This window comes from Ornithinibacillus massiliensis (assembly GCF_018310345.1).
Classification (GTDB): domain Bacteria; phylum Bacillota; class Bacilli; order Bacillales; family Amphibacillaceae; genus Ornithinibacillus; species Ornithinibacillus massiliensis.
Window position 1 is genome coordinate 1 of record NZ_JAGXBY010000002.1, and the last position, 22,662, is coordinate 22,662.

The following is a 22,662-nucleotide window of genomic DNA, read 5'->3' on the forward strand; positions in this document are numbered from 1 at the left end:
CGGACCGCCCGCGGAAAGCGAGTAACCTGCAGCGGAAATCAACAACCCTTTTATAAGTAATATCCAAAAACAAAAAACGAGGGGCTATCCTCAAAAGTCATTTTTCAATGACTTTTCGGACAACCCCTTCTTATGGAGCCAGACCCGTAATTATATGTGTTGATCTGGAATCCTAAATTATTTCCTTGAAGTTACGTATGCATCAACAGCAAATAATGCATTTGTTACATCCTCCGCTGTTATTGTAAATGGCATTTGATGAATGGTTTCACCCTCCACCGTAGCCTGCCTACCTACTAGAAGAAGTTCCTCGTACGTGACGTTTTCCAGCTTTAAATCTGCCAAAGTCGTTGGTAAATTTAATGCTTGATAGAAATCAATATATTTATCAAGCTCTTCCTTCGGTCTATTTTCTAAAAATAGTTGAGTTAAAGTGCCATAGGCAACCTTCTCACCATGCGTTAGTTCATGAATGGGTCCATGAAGAGCTGTAAAGCCGTTGTGAATCGCATGGGCTGCAGCTAACCCACAGCTCTCGAATCCAATACCACTTAATAAAGTATTTGCTTCAACTACAGCCTCCAAAGCTTCTGTCACAACTTTTGCTCTATTAGCTTCTATCGCTTGCAGACCGTATTCAAATAATGTCTTTTCACATTTTTCGGCAATTGCTATCGCAGCAAGTGATGGTTTCCCGCCAGCCATTGTCATACCATTCTTCTGTATAACTGCTCTTCCCTCTACCCATGTAGCAAGAGCATCAGCAATCCCTGATGCCAGGAGTCTAATTGGTGCTTTACTTATCACATTTGTATCTACTAGCACTAGATCTGGATTTTTTGTGTAAAATAAATATTGCTCGAATACCCCTTCTTCTGTATAAATAACAGATAATGCAGAAGTAGGTGCATCTGTTGAAGCTATAGTCGGTAAGACACCAACAGGAATACCCAGCTTATCACTAATTGCTTTAGCAGCATCAATCGTCTTACCTCCACCGAGCCCGAGTACAACATCACACTCATTGTCCCTACCAATTTCAGACACTCGACTAATTTCTTGCACAGACGCTTCCCCGTTAAAAGGAACATACGTAACAGCAAAACCAGACTTCTCTAAATCTGAATTCAATTCCTGCCCTACGATATTCCATACAAGTTCATCACAAAGCAACAGAGGTTTTTTACCTAATTTTGCAATGTAAGATAAACCAGTTTTGAGAACACCTTTACCTTGTACATAATGTGATGGGCTTGCAAATACTTTTTCCATATTGAGATTCCTCCTTGATCTAGCTACTTTGAAACCTATTTTCGTGAAGTAAATCTAAGTAAGTATGAACATTTAAATATTAACATAAGAATATTAATATAACAATCTCACCATGGAAACGTTCATATAAATTTAAAATATTCATTATGCTACACTTATTATATAGAAAAGTATCTGGACCATAGAGACATGTGGACTGTTCCTGTTTATCACTTAAGAATCGAAATAGCATATCAATTAGTGAAATTATGACTACCAAAATTAGCCATATCCACCAAAGGATAAGGCTCTCATATTTAGGTAAGAACAATCTTCGCGACCGCTTCACATGAACTCCATTCTAATTTCACCTGACTCTGTTTCACATACTAAATCTGTTCTTCGTTTTAATCCTAACCCGAAATTAACCTCTGGTTCAAAATCCTCAATTAATCCAGCTCTTTTAGAGCTTTTCCAAATGTTTTATTTAATATCCTATCATTGGTTGAGGCAATTTTTGACCTAATAAATCGATTTATGGAATGAATAGCATTATTAATCTCTCTAGAACTTGAATCTAATAATGATTCTCTTCCTTCTATATTAAACCCTTTTTTAGCTAATCCATAAATAGTTAATCCAAACATAACTCCCGCTTTAAAAAAATTAATCGGTGACATGCGCTCACCTCCTTTACTGTAAAATTGCGCACGAAAAAAGAGACGATAACCCCTCTGACCTTTTATCATATTTCATTACTATTTTAAATCCATTTTATTAATCATTTTTGGTAACTCCCTTTATTATTTCAGTTGCAACCGTAACAATGACTGGAATAACTATTTTTTCCCACACTTCATATCACCTCCTTTAATTACTTTTATTAACTATTACAATCTTTGCTGATAAACCTTCTCCCATCTTTTAGACAAACTAAAAAGAGTGGATTATTGGTTTCTGCTTCTAAGGCAATTCCAATAACCCACTCTGATTCTGCATTGTATATATATGTGAAATGAAACTGGGTTCGGTAATATTTGCAACACATCCTCTGAAATGAGTTTCTCGTCTAGTTCCTCATGATATAGCAGTACCGTTTCCTCGCCTATCTAAGTTTTCAAATTTATAAGGAAATTCAGGTCGGTACTTCATTGTACGAAACATAGCTTCAGAATAAGGGTTATCGTTGCTTACTCTTGGTCTAGAAAAGTAGCTCTGGATACCAAGTTTCTCAAGTAATGTTTGGAAGGTCGATGCCATTGGACTGCGATTATCCGAATGAAAGAAAAAACTGACTCAATAAAGTCGTCTTTAACGACCTTTTGAGTCAGCCCCTTTTGGAATTATAAATTTTTTATTTCGCAAACGGGTCAGATTCTTTGGTAACGCTAATGGTTATTGTGAAGGAGTACACTTAAACTAAAGAAGCAGGGTAGTTAATTTGTTATTAAAATCATTATGAAGGGAAGTGAGTATTTTGAGAAAGTACTTAGGCATTGTTTCCATTCTAGTATTCCTCATTGCTTATTGGATTTATAAATCGTTTATCTACGGAACTGAAACTGGTGCTATGCCATTATTGGTAATTGCATATATTATATCAATAGTTTTTTGGTGGTTCAGTGACCGAGGTATTTGGAAAACACTTGCTGCCGTCGTTCTTGTTCTTATTCCAGTAGCTTTCATCCTCTTTGCAATTGGTTTGATGTTTGGAAACTTTGGAACATAAAAGGGGTGCGATTGCTGAACAAAGGGTAGACGCTTTTTACTAGGAAGATCCGTATTGTTCTAACAGAGTGTACTTTTGAATGAACATTAATTTATTTAGAGTTTGGTAATCGAAAAACCCCCTTCTTATCATAGAAGGAGGGTTCATTAATTGTTAATTTTAGTACCTATAATGTACAGTGAAGTCGGGGTCGATTTGATAAGCAAATGAAACAATATTACGATTTACATTTGCGACTGGTGAAATTTGTTCAGCAATTTCACGTTTATTCTCATCGATTCCCTTTGTAAGAGTTGGATCAATTTTTGCTGCGATTGGAGTCATTATAGTTAATTGAACACGACCACCGTTTGGAGCAACTTCTAATCCATCGAATGGTACACGTACTTTAAATTCATAATCATTTGTTTCGGTAATTGGGTATAACTTATAATCATAAGAAAGTAAATACGTATTTGGTGATCCTGAAATTGGAGTCAAAGGAGCCTTTTTCATAATAGCGCGTAACATGAAACGAGCTGAATCTATCATGACTTCCTGAAGATTTTCCTTCTCTGATTGTTCTTGAATATCTTGAGTTCCCTCAAGAATATTAGACGCTTTTTTAGGATTCATATCTAATCCTGCGATTTTAAAAAAATTCAATACTTCGGGAGGTACAGAAGATCCAGTAGGAACATACCAAGTTTCTTCTGCTGGAATTGGTTCATCCATTACAAGTAAAGTTTCTACATGAACTGTGTCAAATTGATTTCCATTGTATCGAGATGTCCCATTAATTATTACACTTACATCTTGTAAACGAATTTTCATTTTGCAACACTCTCCAAATCTTTATTAATTTTGGTGTGCTGGTTATGATATAATCTAATTTAAATAGGTTTTAACCAGCACATTTTTAATGTATTACGTAGCATCTAGCCCATGCTACGTTATTCATTTGTAAATTACTTTTATAAGACAATATAAATTTCTTATATTTATGATATTCCACTACCAAACCAATTTAATTTTCCTTTCTAACACCTTTAAATGGGCTTTGTCCACTTGTTTTTTGGTCCATAAATCTACCTGTACTAGCATCTCGCTTTATCACAACACCAATTTAGCACATCTGCAGAACAAATTGATTTGAAAAACGCTACAAAAGTTCTGAAGGTCGAACCTACTTTGGAAAATATCGATAAGCGCTATAAGCAGTTAGATAAATGGACAGAACGCTTGAATAACAATGATAACTATATTCGTTGGAAAGATAAGGCTATTGAGGAAGCTTCTCAACATTTCAGTTGGATCAACTCCCTTGAAAAACAAATTCAGGAATCCGAGAAGAAAATTGAAAATATTAATTGGCTAAACCCAATGAGATTAAAGGAAAATAAAACCGTTAAGGATAGACTCGAGCAAACCATTTCACAAGCTAAGGATCAAATTATTTCTCACAAACAAAAGCTAAATTACTATTGTGAAAAGCTAGGATTTAGTAATGAGAAGGAATTTAACGAAGTTAAATCTCAACATGAAATGGAGCGCCCAGCACTACTAGAAAAAAGTAAAAATAATCGTCAATATATCCAATATGAACGAGGGGTGCTTCAGAAAGCCGAGAATGCCCTTAAAAACGATTTTGTTCGTCGGGTAGCTTCTTTATATCCTGAACGGCCAGAAATGGCTTATATGAGCTTTAAAACAGCAATTAAAGTAATGGAGTTTAATCGGAGTTATGGAAAAGGGGAAGTTATTCCAATTGAGAGGGTGCCTGAATTTAAAGAGCAAATGCAGTTAAGAGAAGGCGGTATAAGCTTATTTAACGCTTTGGTGAGTGGTATTAATCAAGCAGAGAGAGGCATGCTAGAAGACCGTAAAAAAACACAAGAAATGCCCCTTAAGAGTAAGAAAAAGAAGAAACAACGTTTCAATGGATTGGAAAGATAAAGTCATCGTTCGGATTTACAGTAAAAATACCAGGAGAAATTGCAGCTACAGAACCGGATATTTGATGGAAAACACTAACGATTTTTGCCATGTATATTTGGCCAAGTTATAAAACACGAATAATAAAATTAAAGGGGGATTTGCATGAGTAGGGATAAAGCTATGGAATATGCGAAGGCAACTCTGGCACTAGAGGAGTTGGAAGTATCAGAGAAACAAGAGACTTTAATTTTAGATAGGTTGAATAATAAAATTACTGAAGCTGAATTTATAGAGAGAGCTAAGAAATTAATTATTGAATTAGGGTAAAAAAGTGTTCTCTACATCTCATCTTTTCAAAAGCTACCTCTACCCTATTAGTTAAAGTTTTTACTCAGAAAAAACTGGCATGCTTGCATGCCAGTTTAATGGACAACCCCGTCTTTTTTTAACTTCTTCAATATGGAATATTTGGTGTGAAAACATCTGAAGATTATGTTAGAATGAAATGTATGGAAAATTTGAAATATAGTGATAGTAACGCGTTAGTAGGGTAAGCCACAGAGAATATCGAATTTAGGAGGATGAATATTGGGTTATATTGAAGAACTAAGAGCATTTGTCGGTCGTCAACCATTAATTTTAGTTGGTACAGCTGTAGGTGTGCTGAATAATAAAGGGGAAATATTACTGCAAAAAAGACATGATGGTCGCTGGGGAGTTCCAGGTGGATTCTTAGAATTAGGGGAGTCTACAGAAGGGGCTGGTAGAAGAGAGGTATTAGAGGAGACTGGAATCCAATTAGGTAAACTAGAATTAGTGAATGTTATCTCTGGAAAGGAACATTTTGTCAAGCTTCCAAATGGAGATGAGTTTTATCCTGTAACCGTTGTATATATTTGTAAGGATATAACGGGTGGAGAATTAAAGGTAGACGGAGTGGAAACAGTTGATGCTAAGTTCTTTAAGCTTAATGAATTACCTGATAGTTTAAATCCACTCGTCAAAAAGCTTATTTATTCGTATCTGCCTAAGCAGTGATGTACATGAACCAATAATGACTTCTAAGGGAGGGGATGCCCCGTGTTAGTGGAGAAGAAAGTTTACCTCTCAAGTAGACTGAAGCGAATATTGGAACAGGCTGAAGAAGAAGCTATGCTTTCTAAGGACAGAATTGTAAAGCCTATACATATATTTGTATCTTGCGTGCAAGAAAAAGGTGGAGCATTAGGAGAGTTATGGATAAAACTAAATCTCGATTTTAAGGAATGTAGCGTGAAAGAAGAAGAAACCGAAATAAAACCGATAAAAAATGACTTTTTTACTACGTTAATTAGTCAGGATACGGCCAATGTTTTACAGAGAGCGATAGACTATATGAAGGGCTACAATCAGATTTTCTTAAATGAAGGTCATGTGCTTAAAGCATTGATTGTAACGAAGGCATTAGATGATGTCCTCAATGAAGAATGTAAACAGACCATCATGACACATGGCACAACTTCACGAGATATGGCTACTAATCTTGAATTTTATACATTCCCACCATTGGACTCGCTAGGAATCAAAAAGGCAACACCTGCTGATGAAAAACAGCTTGTGTCATTTGTAAAGCAGCATTTTTCCGAGGAATGGGCAGAAACAATAGGTGATGCATTTTATCATAATGAGCCTAACGTTTATATTGCCGTTGATGATAGCAAAGCAATTATCGGGTTTGCTGCTTTTGATGTTTATAAACGTAAAAAGGGATATTTTGGTCCAATGGGAGTTATCCAGTCCAATCGCGCAAAGGGGATAGGATATCGATTGCTCCATCATTGTTTACGAGACATGAAGGAGTTAGGCTATGCCTATGCAATTATTGGTGGGGCTGGCCCAATTGAATTCTATGAAAAAGCATGTCAGGCAGTCGTAATTCCCACAGCAAGTAAATGAACAAAACAAAGGAGAACATTATGGTGAAAACAGCCTTTATAGAACTGGAAGATGTAGAAAAAGTAGCAAGGTTTATTGCTGAGCTAAATAATTTAGAATCTTCCCATATTGGATTTTGTGGTAAAGATAGCATAGAAATTGCTAAATATATGAAGGAGGAAATCCCTTATACTAAAAGTTTTGTTGCAGCGCAACATGAAGGTGATTTACTTGGAGTTGTAGGTATTGATCCTGATTTTGATAGTGGTGTAGGGGAGGTTTGGGGACCTTTTGTTAAAGAGGAACAAAAGGGTATAGTAGATCAGTTGTGGGAGAAGTTACTTGAAAACAAGCTAGACGGCATCAATACGTTCCTATTGTTTCCTAATAAAGAAAATAAACTGGTTCACGAGTTTGCTATCCGAAATGGTTTTTCAAAGGGAAGTGAACAGGCGATATTGATTTATGATCGTAACGATGTTCATAGGTTACAAGATACTAATTTAATGGAATTAACCGGTGAATACTATGATGAAATGGTAACCTTACATGATCAACTATTCCCAGGTACATATTATAGTGGTCAACAAATTATCGAACGACTTGATGAGCATAATAAAGTATTTATCTCAGTAGAAGATGAGGAATTATGTGGTTATGTATATGTTGAAGCAGAACCGGAATTTAGCGATGGAAGCATTGAATTTGTTGGTGTTCATCAGTCGAAAAGGGGTAAAGGGATTGGTAGTCAGTTGATAGCTGGTAGTTTGAAGTGGTTATTCACATTTGAAACAATTCCATCTATTCGACTAACTGTTAGTGCAGAAAATAAAACGGCTGTAAACTTATATCAAAAGGCCGGTTTCAGACTACAACATAATCTTAATACGTTTAAGAAGGACATGAAATAGGGTCTGGCCAATTCCGTTTTAATATCGTAACGGGATAGACAATGAAAGGATAGGATGAAAAAATTCTATCCTTTTTTTGTCACCCAAGTGAAGGTTTCCATGTGAATTTAGGAATAAAGTGGACTATCAATCGCAAGAAGGGGTATTAAAAGGAGTCTTATTGTTACTTAGGGAAGGGGATGAAAGTAACCAAATGGTGATGTTTCGGTTTAAAATTTGGACAGAACATTAGAAGAAAGGGCTGAGACAAAAAAATATATCTAGGAAAAACCGAATAATGAGCAAGTATCGTGTATCATTCGGTTTTACAGGTAATTCCTTTCGTTATGTCCCAGCCTCAAAGGATATTTCTTATGACAAATACTGCCTTGCCTTTTGCGTGTTAGCAAAATGTACCTTCGCGCATGTTTGTAGCACATCTTCTCCTTGCTCACGTATTATCCGAGCGATGGTTTGGTCAACTAGTTTTGATGCACCTTTTCTTAGTTCAATACCGACTTGCTCAGAAAGCTTGTCCATTTCCTTTACAAAGCTTGCCCTAGCAATGATGGATGCAGCCGCAACAGCTATGGAATAGCTTTCAGCTTTGGTCATGAAATAGGTCTTGTTAGGTAGCTGCCCTTGTTCTGAAGCGATATGCTTTTTATATACAATAGGTTCGCAAAATTGGTCAATCAGGATACCTTCATAGGGTGTACTTACAATTTTTGTTAATAGATTACGAATGGCATGATGATGAAGCATAGCTTTCATCTTACCTTGCGACCATCCCTTTTTTTGGAGGCTGTTATACTTTTGATTATGTAGGATTAGTAACGAATAAGGAATTCGCATTTTTGCGATTTCCTTTGCTAACTGGATTATTTTCTCATCGGTAAGATTTTTTGAATCTTTTACCCCAATCTCTTTTAGTAAAGAAATCTGAGAAGAGCTAATAAAAGCACTAGCAACTGTAATCGGTCCAAAGTAATCCCCTGTCCCTGCTTCATCAGAACCAATATGGGATGCGGTAAATAGTGTATCAGGTGGTGTATATAGGGTGTTGGAAGAGGACTTGCTGTGTTTTGGATTCTTACTTTCTACGACATTCGATTGATCTGACCATTTATCCATTTCTTCATTTGCATGTTTCCCTTGAAAAAGTACCTTCCCAGATTTATATGCTGTAATCACCACATTGGAAGTTTTTGCACGAAAAACAGCCCCTTGTGGAGTAGTGGTTAATGATTTATGATAATATTGCTTCATCTTTTCCATTACTTCATTTGTAAGTAGTAAAACATTTTGTGACATGAAAGTTCATCCTTTCTTTTCATAATGACTATAACAAAGATTTTACGAGAAAGAAATCCATAAAATTCATGTAGGAACAGTTTCCTAATTGTCTGTCTTCATGTTAAGATAAAATATAGAAATTGCTAGAATCGTTAAATAAGGTAGGAGGGTAACCTAGTGACCCAAAAACAAGATAAAACACGTGTAACCGTTGAAATAAGAAATAGATCATATACAATTGTTGGTGATGAAGATGCTAGTCATGTTCGGTTAGTGGCTAGTTTAGTGGATCAAAAAATGAGAGAAATTCATGAAATGAACCCACAGCTCGATACTGCTAGTCTTGCTGTGTTGACAGCTATTAATTCTATGAATGATTACCTATCATTAAAAGAAGACTATGCATCATTGCTAGGTTCAATTAAAAAAGAAAGAGGATAAATTACATATGATAGATTTAGTACTTATAGTGTTATTACTTTTCGGTTTCCTTGTAGGTTTGAAAAGGGGACTGATACTTCAGGCGGTGCATTTGCTAGGTTTTATAATTGCCTTTATTGTAGCTGCCTCATTTTATGACGACCTGTCCAAGCATTTAGAACAATTTATTCCATACCCTACGCTTACGAATGATAGTTTATGGGCTGATTTCTTAGCCGCGTTACCAATCGAAAATGCGTTTTATAATGCAATTTCCTTTGCGATTATTTTCTTTGCAGCTAAAATTGGGTTGCAAATTTTAGCATCGATGATTGATGTTATTGCTTCATTACCAATATTGAATTCCATTAACAAGATATTTGGAGCAATTCTTGGATTTTTAGAGGTATATTTAATTCTATTTGTAATCTTATATATCATTGTATTGACCCCTGTTGGAACTATACAAGAATACGTAAATAATTCAAATGTAGCATTATTTATTGTAGAACATACACCATACTTCTCGGAAAAGATTAAAGATTTATGGTTTAACCATATTGTCGCAATGATTAATTGATAAAGAAAAGGCTAATTCATAATACTAGGATTATCATTGTATGCTAGGTACAATATAGATGATTCGTTATGAATTAGCCATGTTTTTTAATCGGCTTTTTTTACGAATTGAACGAAAGATGTATCGTAGTTGAAACAAAATTTAAATTAGGTGATAAAGATGGCTATTAATAAAAAAGACGTAATAAATTTATTAGAAACAATTGCTATATATTTAGAATTAAAAGGGGAGAATCCTTTTAAAACCTCCGCTTTTAGAAAAGCGGCACAGGCATTAGAAAGAGATGATCGCTCTTTAGCAGATATTAAGGATTTCACAGAAATAAAAGGAATTGGGAAGGGTACAAGTACGGTAATCGCTGAATACCTTGAACAAGGTAGGTCAGAGACGTTAGAAGAGCTCAAAAGAGAAGTACCTGAGGGCCTAATTCCGCTCTTGAATGTACCTGGTCTAGGTGGAAAGAAGCTTGCTAAACTCTATCAAGAGCTCGATGTTGTGGATGCGGAAACATTGAAAGCAGCCATTGAGTCTGGAAAGGTAGAAGGATTAGCTGGTTTTGGTAAAAAATCGGCTGAGAAAATACTTGCTGCTTTAAATGAGATTGGTAAGCGACCTGAACGCCTACCTATTGCATATATGCTTCCTATTGCAGAGCGAATTGAAGAATATTTACGATTAATTCCAGCGATACAACAATTTTCAAGAGCCGGTTCGTTAAGAAGAATGAAAGAAACGATTAAGGATTTAGATTTTATTATCGCTACCGACGATATCGAGCGGGTGCGTGAAGCGTTACTTCAAATACCAGATTTAAAAGAAGTGATTGCTAAAGGGGATACAAAGATTTCGGTAACATTAGATGATGTCTATGATGTAAATGTGGATTTTCGTTTAGTAGCGGATAACGAGTTTGCAACGACACTTCATCATTTCACCGGTTCCAAGGATCATAATGTGGCCATGCGACAGCTGGCAAAATCAAGAGGCGAGAAAATAAATGAATATGGTATCGAAGTGGAGGAGACGAATGAAATTTTAACCTTTTCTACAGAACAGGAGTTTTTCCAACACTTTGGCCTACACTATATCCCACCTGAGATAAGGGAAGATACAGGTGAAGTGGCTGCATTTCAAGAGCCGATTGATTTAGTAGAATTACACGATATTCGCGGGGATCTTCACATGCATACAACATGGAGTGATGGTGCTCAAACGCTTGAAGAAATGGTAAATCAAGCTAGAAGTTATGGCTACGATTATATTGCGATAACCGATCATTCCAAAAATTTGCGGGTTGCTAATGGATTAAACGAAGATCGTCTTAGAAGCCAACGTGAAGAAATTGCTAAGCTTAATGAAAAATATACAGACATCCATATCTTTGCAGGGGTAGAAATGGACATTTTAACAGATGGCTCCCTTGATTTTTCTAATGATTTTCTAAAAGAGATGGATTACGTGATTGCTGCTATTCATTCTAGTTTTAGCCAATCGGAAGAGCTTATTATGAAGAGATTGTTTACGGCTTTAGAGAACCCTTATGTATCGTTAATTGCTCATCCTACTGGTAGGTTAATCGGAAGAAGAGATGGATATAAGGTTAATTTGGATAAGTTAATAGAACGAGCAAAAGAAACGAATACAGCACTAGAAATAAATGCAAATCCGAATCGATTGGATATTTCGGCGGAATGGGCTCGGGCGGCACAGGACGCTGGTGTGAAAATTGCTATTAATACAGATGCCCATAATTATACAATGCTAGAACATATGAAATATGGTGTCGGTGTTGCAAGGAAGGGCTGGATAAAGAAGGATACCGTGTTAAATTCTTGGTCAAAAGAGAAACTAATGGCGTACTTTAACCGTAATAAATAAAAGCCTAAACGACATCTCGGTAAAGGAGCAAGTAAATGAACGAACGTATTTTACGAGTATTAGATTTTCAAAAAGTCATTGATCGCCTAGTCCAACAAGCCCAAACGAGTTTGGGAAAGGATTTGGCAGCTAGACTTAAGCCATCAACTGATTTGGAACAAGTTAATTCATTACAGGAAGAAACAGATGAAGCTAGTCAGGTCATCCGATTAAATGTGCCTGTACCCCTTGGCGGAATTTTTGATATACGTCCTAGTCTTAAACGTAGTGTAATAGGTGGGGTATTAAGTACTTCTGAATGTTTAGATGTTGCAAATACAATATATGGTGGACGGCAGGTAAAGGATTTTATTATAGGATTAGATGAAGATTTACCTATTTTAAAAGAATTAGTGGAAGGTATATCACCATTAAGAAATCTCGAGCTAGAGATTAAGCGATGTATCGATGATCATGGACAAGTGATGGATAGTGCTACAGAGAAGTTAAGGGGGATCCGTTCTTCTATTCGTACACATGAAAGCAGAGTTCGGGAAAAATTAGAAAGCTATACGAGAACGAAAAGTAATATGCTATCGGATGCCATTATCACGATTCGAAATGAGCGATATGTATTACCAGTTAAACATGAATATCGCGGAGCAGTTGGTGGAATCGTTCATGATCAATCAGCTTCTGGTCAGACACTGTTCATGGAACCAAAAGCAGTTGTTGATTTAAATAACCAATTACAAGAGCTGCGCGCTAATGAAAAACAGGAAATTGATCGTATTTTACGTGAATTGAGTCAACATATTGCAGAGGAAGAAGTATCCTTATCGGAAAATGTACGGATACTTGCTCAAGTGGATTATATGTTTGCTCGAGCTAATCTGGCACGAGAAATGAAAGCCTCTAGACCAACAATGAATAATCAAGGATATATTAAGATGCAGCAAGCTCGTCATCCGCTAATTGCGCCAGATGAAGTGGTTGCCAATGATATAGAAATAGGAAAAGAGTATACATCCATTGTTATAACGGGTCCGAATACGGGTGGTAAGACGGTTACCTTGAAAATGGTAGGCTTATGCACCTTAATGGCTCAATCTGGGTTGCAAGTACCAGCTTTAGATGGTTGTGAAATGGCTGTATTTGAACATGTTTTTGCAGACATTGGTGATGAACAATCCATTGAACAGAACTTAAGTACATTCTCATCCCATATGAAGAACATTGTGGATATATTAAACCATGTTGATAATCGTACACTCGTCTTATTTGATGAATTAGGAGCTGGGACAGATCCCCAAGAAGGTGCTGCACTAGCTATGTCTATATTAGATGAAGTTGTATCAAGAAATGCAAGGGTAATTGCGACTACACACTACCCTGAGCTGAAAGCATATGGTTACAATCGTGAACAAGTAATTAACGCTTCCATGGAATTTGATGTACAAACCTTGCAGCCTACATATCGTTTATTAATAGGCGTACCAGGTCGCAGTAATGCATTTGAAATTTCTAAAAGACTTGGGTTAGCTCCAACTATTATTGATCGTGCTAAAAGTCATATCGGTGTAGATTCTAAAAACGTAGAGAATATGATAGCATCGCTAGAAAAATCGAAAATTCAAGCAGAAAAGGAATATGAGGAAGCACATGAAATTTTGCTTGAAAGTGAACGTCTAAGAAAGCAAATGGAAGCGGAATGGAATCAATTCGAAACAAAACGTGAGGCCTTATATAAAAAGGCAGAGGAGAAAGCGGAAAAGGCAATTCGTAAAGCTCGTGAAGAAGCAGAAATTATTGTGAGTGAAATCCGCAAGATGAAAACAGATGCTAAGTTGAAGGAACATGAGTGGATTGAAGCAAGAAAGATGCTAGAAGAAGCACAGCCCAAATTATCTTCTAAACAAGATGGTAAAAAGGAATCAAAAGCTTCCAATGAAGTGTTGAGTCCCGGGGATGAAATTAAGCTTTTAACCTTAAATCAAAACGGTTCAGTTCTCGAAAAAATAAGTGATTCTGAATACCTTGTTCAAGTTGGTATTATGAAAGTAAAAGTAAAACGAAGTGATTTGCAATTAATTGGTAAACCAAAACAAACAACGTATCAAAAACCGTTAGCAACTGTAAAAGGATCGAATTACCATGTGCCATTAGAATTAGACTTACGTGGAGAACGATTTGAGGATGCCTTGTTGAAATTAGAGAAGTATATAGACGATGCCACCCTAGCAGGTTATCCAAAGGTGTCTATTATCCATGGTAAAGGAACAGGAGCCCTTCGAAAAGGTGTACAGGATTTTGTGAAAAATCATCCAAGTATTGCATCTACAAGACCTGGTGCAGCTGGTGAAGGTGGAAGCGGTGTAACCGTAATCGAATTTCGATAAGATAGTGAGGGGGATTTTGACATGAGTAGCTTTTGGGAGAATGTATTAGTAGATACAGCAGCTAGTTTTAGTGTGGTCATTCTTTGTACAGTAGTTTTTTTAGCGGTGTTTGAACTTGTTACGAAATATAAGAACTGGGAAGAAATTCGCAAAGGAAATATTGCTGTAGCTATGGCTACTGGTGGGAAAATTTTTGGTATTACAAATATCTTCCGGTACTCGATTGAGCATAATGATACATTATTGACTAGTATTGCCTGGGGTTCGGCGGGCTTCTTTTTACTGCTAATAGCTTACTTTATTTTTGAATTCCTTACACCAACGATTAGTATTGATGAAGAAATTGGAAAAGGAAATAAAGCAGTAGGACTTATATCAATGATTATATCCATCGGGCTATCGTATGTGATTGGTGCAAGTATTATTATTATCTAAACATTTGTAGAGGGAGAACATTATGGAGACATTGGCAAAAGTATGTATCGGAGTGGCAGCCGTCTTTGTTATCGTTGGAGTTTTATACCTTGTATTTGATTTTAATTTTAGTATTTTTTAATGTAGAAAGAAAAAATTATCAAAAAAGTAAAAATAAAATTTCAAAAAATATAAATTAGTCGGTATAATAGAACTAACTAAATGTAAAAGGAGGTTAGTTTTATGGGGGAAGAAAAGAGATGGCATGATCTCTACCCTAACGAAATACCGACTTCTCTTTCTTATGATGAGAGGCCTTTACAGGATTTTTTAAAGGATACGGCTTCTCAATACGGAGAAAAGAAAGCGCTTTATTTTATGGGGAAGGAACTAACGTTTGCGGAATTGTATGAGCAGGCTAGTAAGTTTGCTAACTACCTACAAGGTTTGGGCGTTGAAAAGGGAGCTCGTATCGCTATCATGTTACCTAACTCACCACAATCTGTTATCGCCTATTATGGCTCATTAATGGCTGGTGCGATTGTAGTGCAAACCAATCCGCTGTATACGGAGAGGGAACTGGAATACCAGTTAACTGATTCTGGATCGAAGATAATTGTTTGCCTTGATATCTTAGTTCCAAGAGTAACTAATGTGAAGAAGGCTACCCAACTGGAGCATATGATCGTCACGGGGATAAAGGACTATTTACCATTTCCTAAAAACCTAATCTATCCATTTATTCAAAAGAGGCAATATAATATGGTGGTAAAAGTAGAAGAATCTGCGGATACACATGTGTGGACTGAAATAATGGATAAGGCGCAGGTGGAATACGAGGAAGTATTCGTAGATCCGGTTGAGGATGTAGCCATACTCCAATACACTGGTGGGACTACTGGATATCCAAAAGGTGTGATGCTGTCACATCGAAATCTTGTGGCAAACGCTAAAATGTGTGAAGCTTGGATTTATGAGATGAAAAAAGGAGAAGATATTATTCTCGGAGTTCTTCCTTTCTTCCATGTTTACGGGATGACAGCGGTAATGAATATATCCATATTCACTGCTTCGAAAATGATCTTATTACCGAAGTTTGACGCGGGGGATGTATTAAAGACTATTCATAAGCAAAAACCAACTGTTTTTCCAGGAGCACCTACAATTTATATTGGTTTATTAAACCATCCTGACTTAAATAAATATGATCTGTCATCGGTAAATGCCTGTATTAGTGGTTCTGCTCCATTACCAGTTGAGGTGCAGGAGAAGTTTGAGAAGGTAACTGGTGGGAAATTGGTGGAAGGCTATGGTTTAACGGAATCATCTCCAGTTACACACGCCAATTTCATTTATGAAAAAAGAGTCAGTGGCAGTATTGGTGTGCCATGGCCGGATACAGATGCTAAAATCCTAAATATGGAAACGTATGAAGAGGTTGAGGCTGGCGAGATTGGGGAGCTTGCAGTCAAAGGTCCACAAATCATGATGGGATATTGGAATAGGCCAGATGATACAGAGAATACCTTAAAGGATGGTTGGCTATTAACAGGTGATCTTGGCTATATGGATGAGAACGGATACTTTTTTATTGTGGATCGGAAGAAGGACATGATCATTGCTGGGGGTTATAATATCTATCCTAGAGAGGTAGAAGAAGTGCTTTATGAGCATGAAGCAATTCAAGAGGTAGTAGTAGCTGGTGTACCAGATCCATACCGCGGGGAAACAGTAAAAGCGTATGTGGTTTTAAAAGAAGGGTTTCATGTGACAGAAGAGGAGCTTAATACATTCTGTAGGGAAAGATTAGCAGCATATAAAGTTCCTAGAATCTATGATTTTCGTGATGAATTACCTAAAACAGCGGTTGGAAAAATCCTGAGAAGACAATTAGTAGATGAAGAGAAAAGTAAGGCAGAGCAACAAGTTAGTACTACTTGAGCACTTGCTCAAGTATTTCGGAAAAGTGTACAAGCATATATTGACAGAATAAGATTCTCCCTTTAGAATAAAATATGAATGATGATTCATTCATATTTTATTCATTTTGTTTTATGTTTGAAGGAGAAAAGTCATGAAAAACAATAAACCGAAGTATAAGTTAATAATTGATGCAGCTGTCGATGTAATCGCAGAAAACGGCTACCACGCTTCACAAGTTTCTAAAATTGCTAAAAAAGCAGGAGTAGCTGACGGAACTATTTACTTATATTTCAAGAACAAAGAGGATATTTTAGTCTCTGTTTTTGAAGAAAAAATGGGACAATTTATCGAACAGATAGTTACAGCGACAAACGAAAGAGAAAATGCTAGTGAAAAGTTGTTAACGTTAATAGAAATGCATTTTAGTCAACTTGCAGCCAATCACCATCTCGCTATCGTAACCCAGTTAGAACTTAGACAGTCCAATTTATCTTTACGTCAGCAAATTAACCGGATATTAAAGCCATATCTCGTAGTGATTGATGAAATCGTAAAAGAAGGCGTAGAGGAGAAGCTATTCCGTAGCGATATCAAAATACCGTTAATTAGACAGATGATCTTTGGGACTTTAGATGAAACGGTTACAAACTGGGTAATGAACGAGGAAAAATATGATTTAATAGGGCTAGCGCCATATGTTCATGAATTAATTACAAAAGGGGTTTCCGTGAAATAAGTACATAGGCTTGATATTTTAAACTATCTTATTATCTTCAGATGAGAGATACTATTTATAAGAGCTATAAGCGGTCTGAATATTCACTGTAAGAGATTCGGGCCGCGTCGTAAGTGTAAATAACATGAAAAAAGGGGTGCTATTATGGGAACTATTCATTACGAATTGCATGGGCATGTTGCGACATTAACCATTCAAAGTCCACCTGCTAATGCATTATCTAGCAAACTTTTGAATGCGCTTTCTGAGAAGTTGGATGTAATTGAGTCAGATGAGAAAGTGAAGGCTATTCTTTTGAAAGGTGAAGGCCGATTCTTTTCAGCAGGGGCTGATATTAAAGAGTTTACTTCTTTACAGGAAGCCTCAGACTATCAATCGCTTTCTGAATTCGGTCAACAACTATTTGACCGAATAGAGAACTTTTCAGTCCCTGTAATTGCAGTAATTCATGGTGCGGCTTTAGGTGGCGGGATGGAACTTGCGATGGCATGCCATATCAGAATTGCTACGAACAATGCAAAGTTAGGCCTGCCAGAGCTGTCCCTAGGAATAATACCTGGTTTTGCTGGAACACAACGCCTTCCACAATATGTTGGGACAGCAAAAGCATATGAAATGATTTTAACTGGTGAACCAATCACGGCTCACGAGGCTTATCAATTTGGATTAGTTAATCGTGTTGTCGATGAAGAACAATTATTAGATGCTGCAACAGAACTAGCAGAAAAAATCGCTTCAAAGAGCAAGCCAACGATTACTAGAATAATGCAGTTAATTCCATATGCAAAGACAGAGCGATTTGCAAATGGTGTCAAAGCGGAAGCAGAAGCATTTGGCAAGATATTTGGATCAGAAGATGCAAAAGAAGGGGTTCAAGCTTTCATTGAAAAACGAAAGCCTAACTTTATAGATAAATAGTAAACAAGAGGAGGAACTCAGATGAATATTTATGTGTTAGTAAAAAAGACCTTTGACACAGAAGAAAAAATCGTCGTGACAAATGGTCAAATCGAGGATGATGGTGCAGAATTTATCATTAACCCATATGATGAATATGCAGTAGAAGAAGCAATCAAACAACGTGATGAGCATGGTGGGGAAGTCACAGTTGTGACAATAGGTGATGAAGATTCAGAAAAACAACTACGTACTGCTCTAGCTATGGGAGCTGATAAGGCAGTACTAATTAATACAGAAGATGACTTAGAAGATGGAGATCAATTTACCACTACAAAGATATTGGAAGCGTTCTTTGAAGATAAAGAAGTTGATTTAATATTAGCTGGTAATGTTGCAATTGATGAGGCAAGTGGGCAAGTAGGTCCTAGACTAGCTGAGCGTTTAGGCATTAACTATGTAACGACCATTACTAGCCTTACTATTGATGGGAACACAGTGAGCATCGATAAAGATGTGGAGGGAGATGTTGAGAAAATCGAAACATCTTTACCATTATTAGTTACATGTCAACAAGGCTTAAATGAACCAAGATATCCTTCTTTACCAGGTATTATGAAAGCGAAGAAGAAGCCGTTAGAAGAATTAGAAATCGACGATTTAGATTTAGATGAGGATGAACTAGAGCCTAAAACAAAGACGATAGATATATTCTTACCACCAGAAAAAGAGGCTGGAAGAGTATTAGAAGGCGAGTTAGAGGAGCAAGTAAAGGAGCTTGTTTCGCTGCTAAGAAACGAAGCGAAAGTACTTTAATGACGGAAAGGAGCAATTAGGATGAGTGAAAAATTACTAGTTATAGGTGAATCGAGAGATGGCGTGCTACGTAATGTTACTTTCGAAGCAATCGCTGCAGCGAAAAAAATAAATAACGATGCAGAAATCGTTGGTGTACTCTGTGGAAGTGATGAATTAGAATCGCTTGCACAAGAAATGATATATTATGGGGCGGATAGAGTAGTAACCGTTAAAGATGAAAAGCTAGCCTCCTATACTTCTGATGGCTATGGTCAGGCGGTATTATCAATCATTAAGGATGAAGAACCATACGGTATTGTAATGGGACATACTGCTATTGGAAAAGATTTAACTCCTAAAATTGCAAGTAAATTGGAATCGGGGTTAGTATCAGATGCTGTTGATATAACCCATGATGGTGATGAGGTTGTTTTCACTAGACCGATTTACTCTGGTAAAGCTTTTGAGAAAAAAGTTGTTACTGAGGGTATTGTATTTGTTACTATCAGACCGAACAATATTCAAGCTTTAGAACGAGATGAATCACGAACTGGTGAAGTGCAAGATAAAGCCGTTGATATTACGGACTTACGTACTGTAATTAAAGAAGTATTACGAAAAGCTACAGATGGTGTTGATTTGTCTGAAGCGAAGGTTGTTGTTGCTGGTGGACGTGGTGTGAAAAGTGCTGATGGTTTTAAACCATTATATGAGCTTGCTGAAGTATTAGGTGGTGCAGTAGGTGCATCCCGTGGAGCTTGTGATGCAGACTACTGTGATTATTCGTTACAAATTGGTCAAACGGGTAAAGTAGTAACCCCAGACCTATACATTGCGGTAGGTATCTCTGGAGCGATCCAACATCTAGCTGGAATGTCCAACTCGAAAGTAATCGTTGCCATCAACAAAGACCCAGAAGCAAACATCTTTAATGTAGCTGACTATGGAATTGTGGGAGACTTATTCGAAATCGTACCACTGCTTACAGAAGAAATTAAAAAGTTAAAAGCTTAACTAATTAATTGTTAAACTGTACCAGTCTCTAAGTCATTATACGATCGAATTTTAGCTGTATTAGACAGCCCGGAGTACAAGCTGATTTCTGGTAGAGGGTAATCGAGACCTACAGAGCATCTTTAAGGTGCTTCCCTAACCCTACTTGAAGAATAGCGTGTATTCGGGGCTGTGTGCTTGTTTAAATAACTAAATCAAATAGAATTATTGGTTACATCATCTCGAATGATATTGTATTTTTATTAGGATAAGAAACCTAAGATTAAGCAAACTGTTAGTAAGGTTTGTAAATTTAATGGTATACTTTTGTTGAATTGAAGTAAAAGGAGGAATTAGAGTGGCTATTAAAAATGTATCTGATCAAAACTTTGCAGATGAAACCTCTAAAGGTTTAGTATTAGCTGATTTCTGGGCACCATGGTGTGGTCCTTGTAAAATGATAGCTCCAGTTCTAGAAGAAATAGATGGAGAAATGTCAGAAAAAGTGCAAATCGTTAAACTTGATGTAGACGAAAACCAAGAAACAGCAAGTAAATTTGGTGTTATGAGTATTCCAACATTATTATTATTCAAAGATGGTAATGTAGTTGACCAAGTAATTGGATTCCAACCTAAAGAAGCTTTAGTGGAATTAATCAATAAACACGCTTAAGTCTATACTGATTATGAAAGATAAACAATCCCTTGTTGCAGCATGTGACAGGGGATTGTTTTCTACCGCCATTATAACCTTTAAGGAATGACGATAATGAACCAGAATATCCAAGAAAAACTAGCAGTATTACCAGCAAAGCCCGGTTGCTATTTAATGAAGGATAGACATAATACAGTAATCTATGTAGGTAAGTCCAAACTACTGAAAAGCCGTGTCCGTTCTTATTTCACTGGTGCACATGACCAAAAGACACAGCGGTTAGTACAGGAAATTGAGGATTTTGAATATATCATCACGTCTTCAGAAATAGAAGCCCTTATTTTAGAAATGAATTTAATAAAGAAATATGATCCGAAATATAATGTTATGCTGAAGGATGATAAGTCTTATCCCTATTTAAAAATAACCGCAGAGAGACATCCTAGGTTAGTCATAACACGTAAAGTTAAAAAAGATAAAGGAAAGTATTTTGGCCCTTATCCGAACGTAATTGCTGCTAGAGAAACGAAAAAACTATTAGATCGATTGTATCCATTGCGAAAATGTAATAATCCTCCGGGAAAACCTTGCTTGTATTACCATATGGATCAGTGTCTTGCGTGTGGTAATGAACCACCTAATGAGAGCTTTTATAAAGATATTGTACAAGAGATTCAATCATTTCTCCAAGGTGGATTCAAGCATATAAAACAAACACTTACACAAAAAATGCAAGCTGCTAGTGAACAATTAAACTTTGAACGGGCAAAGGAACTACGTGATCAAATCCAGCATATTGAAGTTGTTATGGAACAGCAGAAGATGACATTAAATGATAGATTAGACCGGGATGTATTTGGTTATAGCTATGACAAAGGATGGATGTGTATCCAAGTGTTCTTTATCCGTCAAGGAAAGTTAATAGAACGAGATGTTTCCGTTTTTCCTTTCTTTGATGAGGCAGAGGATACGTTTCTTAGTTTCATTGGTAGATTCTATCTCCATGAAAATCATCCGAAACCAAAGCAGATTTTCGTTCCTATTGGTACAGATACCAAGGTTTTAGAAGAACTTTTAGAGATAGATGTACACACGCCATATCGAGGTAGAAAAAAAGAGTTAGTCGAATTGGCGATGGAAAATGCTAAGGCTTCTTTATCAGAGAAATTCTCTATTATTGAACGAGATGAAGAAAGAACTATTTTAGCAGTAGAGAAGCTTGGACAAGCATTGAATATTGAAATTCCACATCGTATAGAAGCGTTTGATAATTCCAATATTCAAGGTACAGATCCGGTTTCGGCAATGGTTGTGTTTGTGGATGGAAAGCCGAGCAGGAAGGATTATCGAAAATATAAGATTAAAGATGTGCAAGGCCCAGATGACTATGAAACGATGCGCGAAGTGATTAGACGAAGGTATACACGCGTTTTAAAAGAGTCACTACCATTGCCGGATTTAGTGATCGTAGATGGTGGTAAAGGGCAAATGAGTGCAGCATTAGATGTGTTAGAAAATGAATTAGGATTAGATATCCCATTATGTGGGCTTGCTAAAGACGATAAACATAGAACTAGTGAATTGCTGTACGGGTTTTCGCCTGCTGTAGTCCCGTTATCTAGACAATCTCAAGAGTTCTATTTGATTCAACGCATTCAAGATGAGGTTCACCGTTTTGCCATTACGTTCCATAGGCAATTAAGAGGAAAGAATCTTTTCCAATCCGAATTAGATAAGATTCCAGGCGTTGGAGAAAAAAGAAGAAAGCTATTATTATCCCATTTTAAATCGGTAAAAGAAATACGCAATGCAAAGGTAGAAGAGATTACGAAGCTAGGAATACCACACAACATTGCAGAGATTGTTTTAACGCATTTAAATGAGGAGAAAAAAGAAGAGGATGCAAAAGACGAATCCTAAAGCAAAATGGATAAGTCTATGCGTCCTCTTCTTTTCGTACCAAATAGAGCTGACTTCACTCAGGCGTCATAGA

22 protein-coding genes are annotated in these 22,662 nt (G+C 36.7%); 18 read left to right on the plus strand and 4 right to left on the minus strand.

Annotated features, from left to right (window positions below):
* Positions 1-177: 177 nt before the first annotated feature.
* Together KGF86_RS04060 and KGF86_RS04065 are read right to left on the minus strand one after the other, a co-directional pair.
* Positions 178-1,272: a glycerol dehydrogenase gene (locus KGF86_RS04060; protein ID WP_136381505.1), complete on the minus strand. Its 1,095-nt coding sequence runs from the start codon at positions 1,270-1,272 to the stop codon at positions 178-180.
* A 428-nt stretch (positions 1,273-1,700) separates the two neighbouring features.
* Positions 1,701-1,931, minus strand: a complete 231-nt coding sequence (locus KGF86_RS04065) for a hypothetical protein (RefSeq protein WP_136381506.1) — start codon at positions 1,929-1,931, stop codon at positions 1,701-1,703.
* Positions 1,932-2,728: 797 nt separating this feature from the next.
* Here KGF86_RS04065 and KGF86_RS04075 point away from each other — a divergent pair.
* Entirely contained in the window at positions 2,729-2,980 is a 252-nt protein-coding gene (locus KGF86_RS04075) for a hypothetical protein (protein ID WP_211741216.1), read from the plus strand.
* A 159-nt stretch (positions 2,981-3,139) separates the two neighbouring features.
* Here KGF86_RS04075 and KGF86_RS04080 read toward each other — a convergent pair whose 3' ends face one another.
* Positions 3,140-3,793, minus strand: a complete 654-nt coding sequence (locus KGF86_RS04080) for a hypothetical protein (protein WP_211741217.1) — start codon at positions 3,791-3,793, stop codon at positions 3,140-3,142.
* 318 nt (positions 3,794-4,111) lie between these two features.
* Between KGF86_RS04080 and KGF86_RS04085 the strand changes: the two genes are divergently transcribed.
* The 5 genes from KGF86_RS04085 to KGF86_RS04105 all read left to right on the plus strand — a co-directional run bounded on the left by KGF86_RS04085 (position 4,112) and on the right by KGF86_RS04105 (position 7,722).
* Complete coding sequence (locus KGF86_RS04085) at positions 4,112-4,915, plus strand: hypothetical protein (RefSeq protein WP_211741218.1); 804 nt, start codon at positions 4,112-4,114, stop codon at positions 4,913-4,915.
* Positions 4,916-5,059: 144 nt separating this feature from the next.
* Positions 5,060-5,224, plus strand: a complete 165-nt coding sequence (locus KGF86_RS04090; RefSeq protein ID WP_211741219.1) for a hypothetical protein — start codon at positions 5,060-5,062, stop codon at positions 5,222-5,224.
* 261 nt (positions 5,225-5,485) lie between these two features.
* A complete protein-coding gene (locus KGF86_RS04095) occupies positions 5,486-5,935 on the plus strand; it encodes an NUDIX hydrolase (RefSeq protein WP_211741220.1) in 450 nt (149 codons plus the stop codon).
* A 42-nt stretch (positions 5,936-5,977) separates the two neighbouring features.
* The gene (locus KGF86_RS04100; protein WP_343221420.1) at positions 5,978-6,832 is read left to right on the plus strand and encodes a GNAT family N-acetyltransferase; all 855 of its coding nucleotides are present in this window, start codon (positions 5,978-5,980) and stop codon (positions 6,830-6,832) included.
* Positions 6,829-7,722, plus strand: a complete 894-nt coding sequence (locus KGF86_RS04105) for a GNAT family N-acetyltransferase (RefSeq protein ID WP_246521319.1) — start codon at positions 6,829-6,831, stop codon at positions 7,720-7,722. Before KGF86_RS04100 ends, KGF86_RS04105 begins: the two co-directional genes overlap by 4 nt.
* A gap of 351 nt (positions 7,723-8,073) precedes the next feature.
* Here the strand turns inward: KGF86_RS04105 and rnhC are convergent, their stop codons facing one another.
* Positions 8,074-9,015: a ribonuclease HIII gene (gene rnhC / locus KGF86_RS04110; protein ID WP_211741221.1), complete on the minus strand. Its 942-nt coding sequence runs from the start codon at positions 9,013-9,015 to the stop codon at positions 8,074-8,076.
* Between the two features lie 159 nt (positions 9,016-9,174).
* Between rnhC and zapA the strand changes: the two genes are divergently transcribed.
* The 12 genes from zapA (at position 9,175) to uvrC (ending at position 22,589) form a co-directional block, all read left to right on the plus strand.
* Entirely contained in the window at positions 9,175-9,438 is a 264-nt protein-coding gene (gene zapA, locus KGF86_RS04115; RefSeq protein WP_211741222.1) for a cell division protein ZapA, read from the plus strand.
* Between the two features lie 7 nt (positions 9,439-9,445).
* Entirely contained in the window at positions 9,446-9,997 is a 552-nt protein-coding gene (locus KGF86_RS04120) for a CvpA family protein (protein WP_211741223.1), read from the plus strand.
* Positions 9,998-10,156: 159 nt separating this feature from the next.
* A complete protein-coding gene (gene polX, locus KGF86_RS04125) occupies positions 10,157-11,875 on the plus strand; it encodes a DNA polymerase/3'-5' exonuclease PolX (RefSeq protein WP_211741224.1) in 1,719 nt (572 codons plus the stop codon).
* A gap of 35 nt (positions 11,876-11,910) precedes the next feature.
* Positions 11,911-14,253, plus strand: a complete 2,343-nt coding sequence (locus tag KGF86_RS04130; protein ID WP_211741225.1) for an endonuclease MutS2 — start codon at positions 11,911-11,913, stop codon at positions 14,251-14,253.
* A 21-nt stretch (positions 14,254-14,274) separates the two neighbouring features.
* Positions 14,275-14,688: a DUF350 domain-containing protein gene (locus tag KGF86_RS04135; RefSeq protein WP_186870238.1), complete on the plus strand. Its 414-nt coding sequence runs from the start codon at positions 14,275-14,277 to the stop codon at positions 14,686-14,688.
* Positions 14,689-14,910: 222 nt separating this feature from the next.
* Complete coding sequence (locus tag KGF86_RS04140; RefSeq protein WP_211741226.1) at positions 14,911-16,608, plus strand: long-chain-fatty-acid--CoA ligase; 1,698 nt, start codon at positions 14,911-14,913, stop codon at positions 16,606-16,608.
* 133 nt (positions 16,609-16,741) lie between these two features.
* On the plus strand, positions 16,742-17,326 hold the full coding sequence (gene fadR / locus KGF86_RS04145; RefSeq protein WP_186870240.1) for a fatty acid metabolism transcriptional regulator FadR: 585 nt from the start codon (positions 16,742-16,744) through the stop codon (positions 17,324-17,326).
* Between the two features lie 144 nt (positions 17,327-17,470).
* Positions 17,471-18,244: an enoyl-CoA hydratase gene (locus tag KGF86_RS04150; protein ID WP_186870241.1), complete on the plus strand. Its 774-nt coding sequence runs from the start codon at positions 17,471-17,473 to the stop codon at positions 18,242-18,244.
* Positions 18,245-18,265: 21 nt separating this feature from the next.
* Complete coding sequence (locus KGF86_RS04155) at positions 18,266-19,039, plus strand: electron transfer flavoprotein subunit beta/FixA family protein (RefSeq protein WP_186870242.1); 774 nt, start codon at positions 18,266-18,268, stop codon at positions 19,037-19,039.
* Between the two features lie 21 nt (positions 19,040-19,060).
* Positions 19,061-20,035, plus strand: a complete 975-nt coding sequence (locus tag KGF86_RS04160; protein ID WP_186870243.1) for an electron transfer flavoprotein subunit alpha/FixB family protein — start codon at positions 19,061-19,063, stop codon at positions 20,033-20,035.
* A gap of 337 nt (positions 20,036-20,372) precedes the next feature.
* On the plus strand, positions 20,373-20,687 hold the full coding sequence (trxA, locus tag KGF86_RS04165) for a thioredoxin (protein WP_186870244.1): 315 nt from the start codon (positions 20,373-20,375) through the stop codon (positions 20,685-20,687).
* Positions 20,688-20,783: 96 nt separating this feature from the next.
* Positions 20,784-22,589 carry an excinuclease ABC subunit UvrC gene (gene uvrC, locus KGF86_RS04170; protein WP_211741227.1) on the plus strand — a complete coding sequence of 602 codons (1,806 nt, stop codon included), beginning with the start codon at positions 20,784-20,786 and terminating at the stop codon, positions 22,587-22,589.
* The last annotated feature ends 73 nt before the right edge of the window (positions 22,590-22,662 follow it).

Excerpts from the sequence above, each read along its gene's own strand:
- fadR (WP_186870240.1), top strand. The coding sequence starts at position 16,742 with ATGAAAAACAATAAACCGAAGTATAAGTTAATAATTGATGCAGCTGTC.
- KGF86_RS04140 (WP_211741226.1), top strand. The coding sequence starts at position 14,911 with ATGGGGGAAGAAAAGAGATGGCATGATCTCTACCCTAACGAAATACCG.
- uvrC (WP_211741227.1), top strand. The coding sequence starts at position 20,784 with ATGAACCAGAATATCCAAGAAAAACTAGCAGTATTACCAGCAAAGCCC.
- rnhC (WP_211741221.1), bottom strand. The coding sequence starts at position 9,015 with ATGTCACAAAATGTTTTACTACTTACAAATGAAGTAATGGAAAAGATG.
- KGF86_RS04155 (WP_186870242.1), top strand. The coding sequence starts at position 18,266 with ATGAATATTTATGTGTTAGTAAAAAAGACCTTTGACACAGAAGAAAAA.
- KGF86_RS04130 (WP_211741225.1), top strand. The coding sequence starts at position 11,911 with ATGAACGAACGTATTTTACGAGTATTAGATTTTCAAAAAGTCATTGAT.
- KGF86_RS04160 (WP_186870243.1), top strand. The coding sequence starts at position 19,061 with ATGAGTGAAAAATTACTAGTTATAGGTGAATCGAGAGATGGCGTGCTA.
- KGF86_RS04120 (WP_211741223.1), top strand. The coding sequence starts at position 9,446 with ATGATAGATTTAGTACTTATAGTGTTATTACTTTTCGGTTTCCTTGTA.
- KGF86_RS04150 (WP_186870241.1), top strand. The coding sequence starts at position 17,471 with ATGGGAACTATTCATTACGAATTGCATGGGCATGTTGCGACATTAACC.
- KGF86_RS04105 (WP_246521319.1), top strand. The coding sequence starts at position 6,829 with ATGAACAAAACAAAGGAGAACATTATGGTGAAAACAGCCTTTATAGAA.
- KGF86_RS04080 (WP_211741217.1), bottom strand. The coding sequence starts at position 3,793 with ATGAAAATTCGTTTACAAGATGTAAGTGTAATAATTAATGGGACATCT.
- KGF86_RS04090 (WP_211741219.1), top strand. The coding sequence starts at position 5,060 with ATGAGTAGGGATAAAGCTATGGAATATGCGAAGGCAACTCTGGCACTA.
- KGF86_RS04135 (WP_186870238.1), top strand. The coding sequence starts at position 14,275 with ATGAGTAGCTTTTGGGAGAATGTATTAGTAGATACAGCAGCTAGTTTT.
- KGF86_RS04060 (WP_136381505.1), bottom strand. The coding sequence starts at position 1,272 with ATGGAAAAAGTATTTGCAAGCCCATCACATTATGTACAAGGTAAAGGT.
- polX (WP_211741224.1), top strand. The coding sequence starts at position 10,157 with ATGGCTATTAATAAAAAAGACGTAATAAATTTATTAGAAACAATTGCT.
- KGF86_RS04065 (WP_136381506.1), bottom strand. The coding sequence starts at position 1,931 with ATGTCACCGATTAATTTTTTTAAAGCGGGAGTTATGTTTGGATTAACT.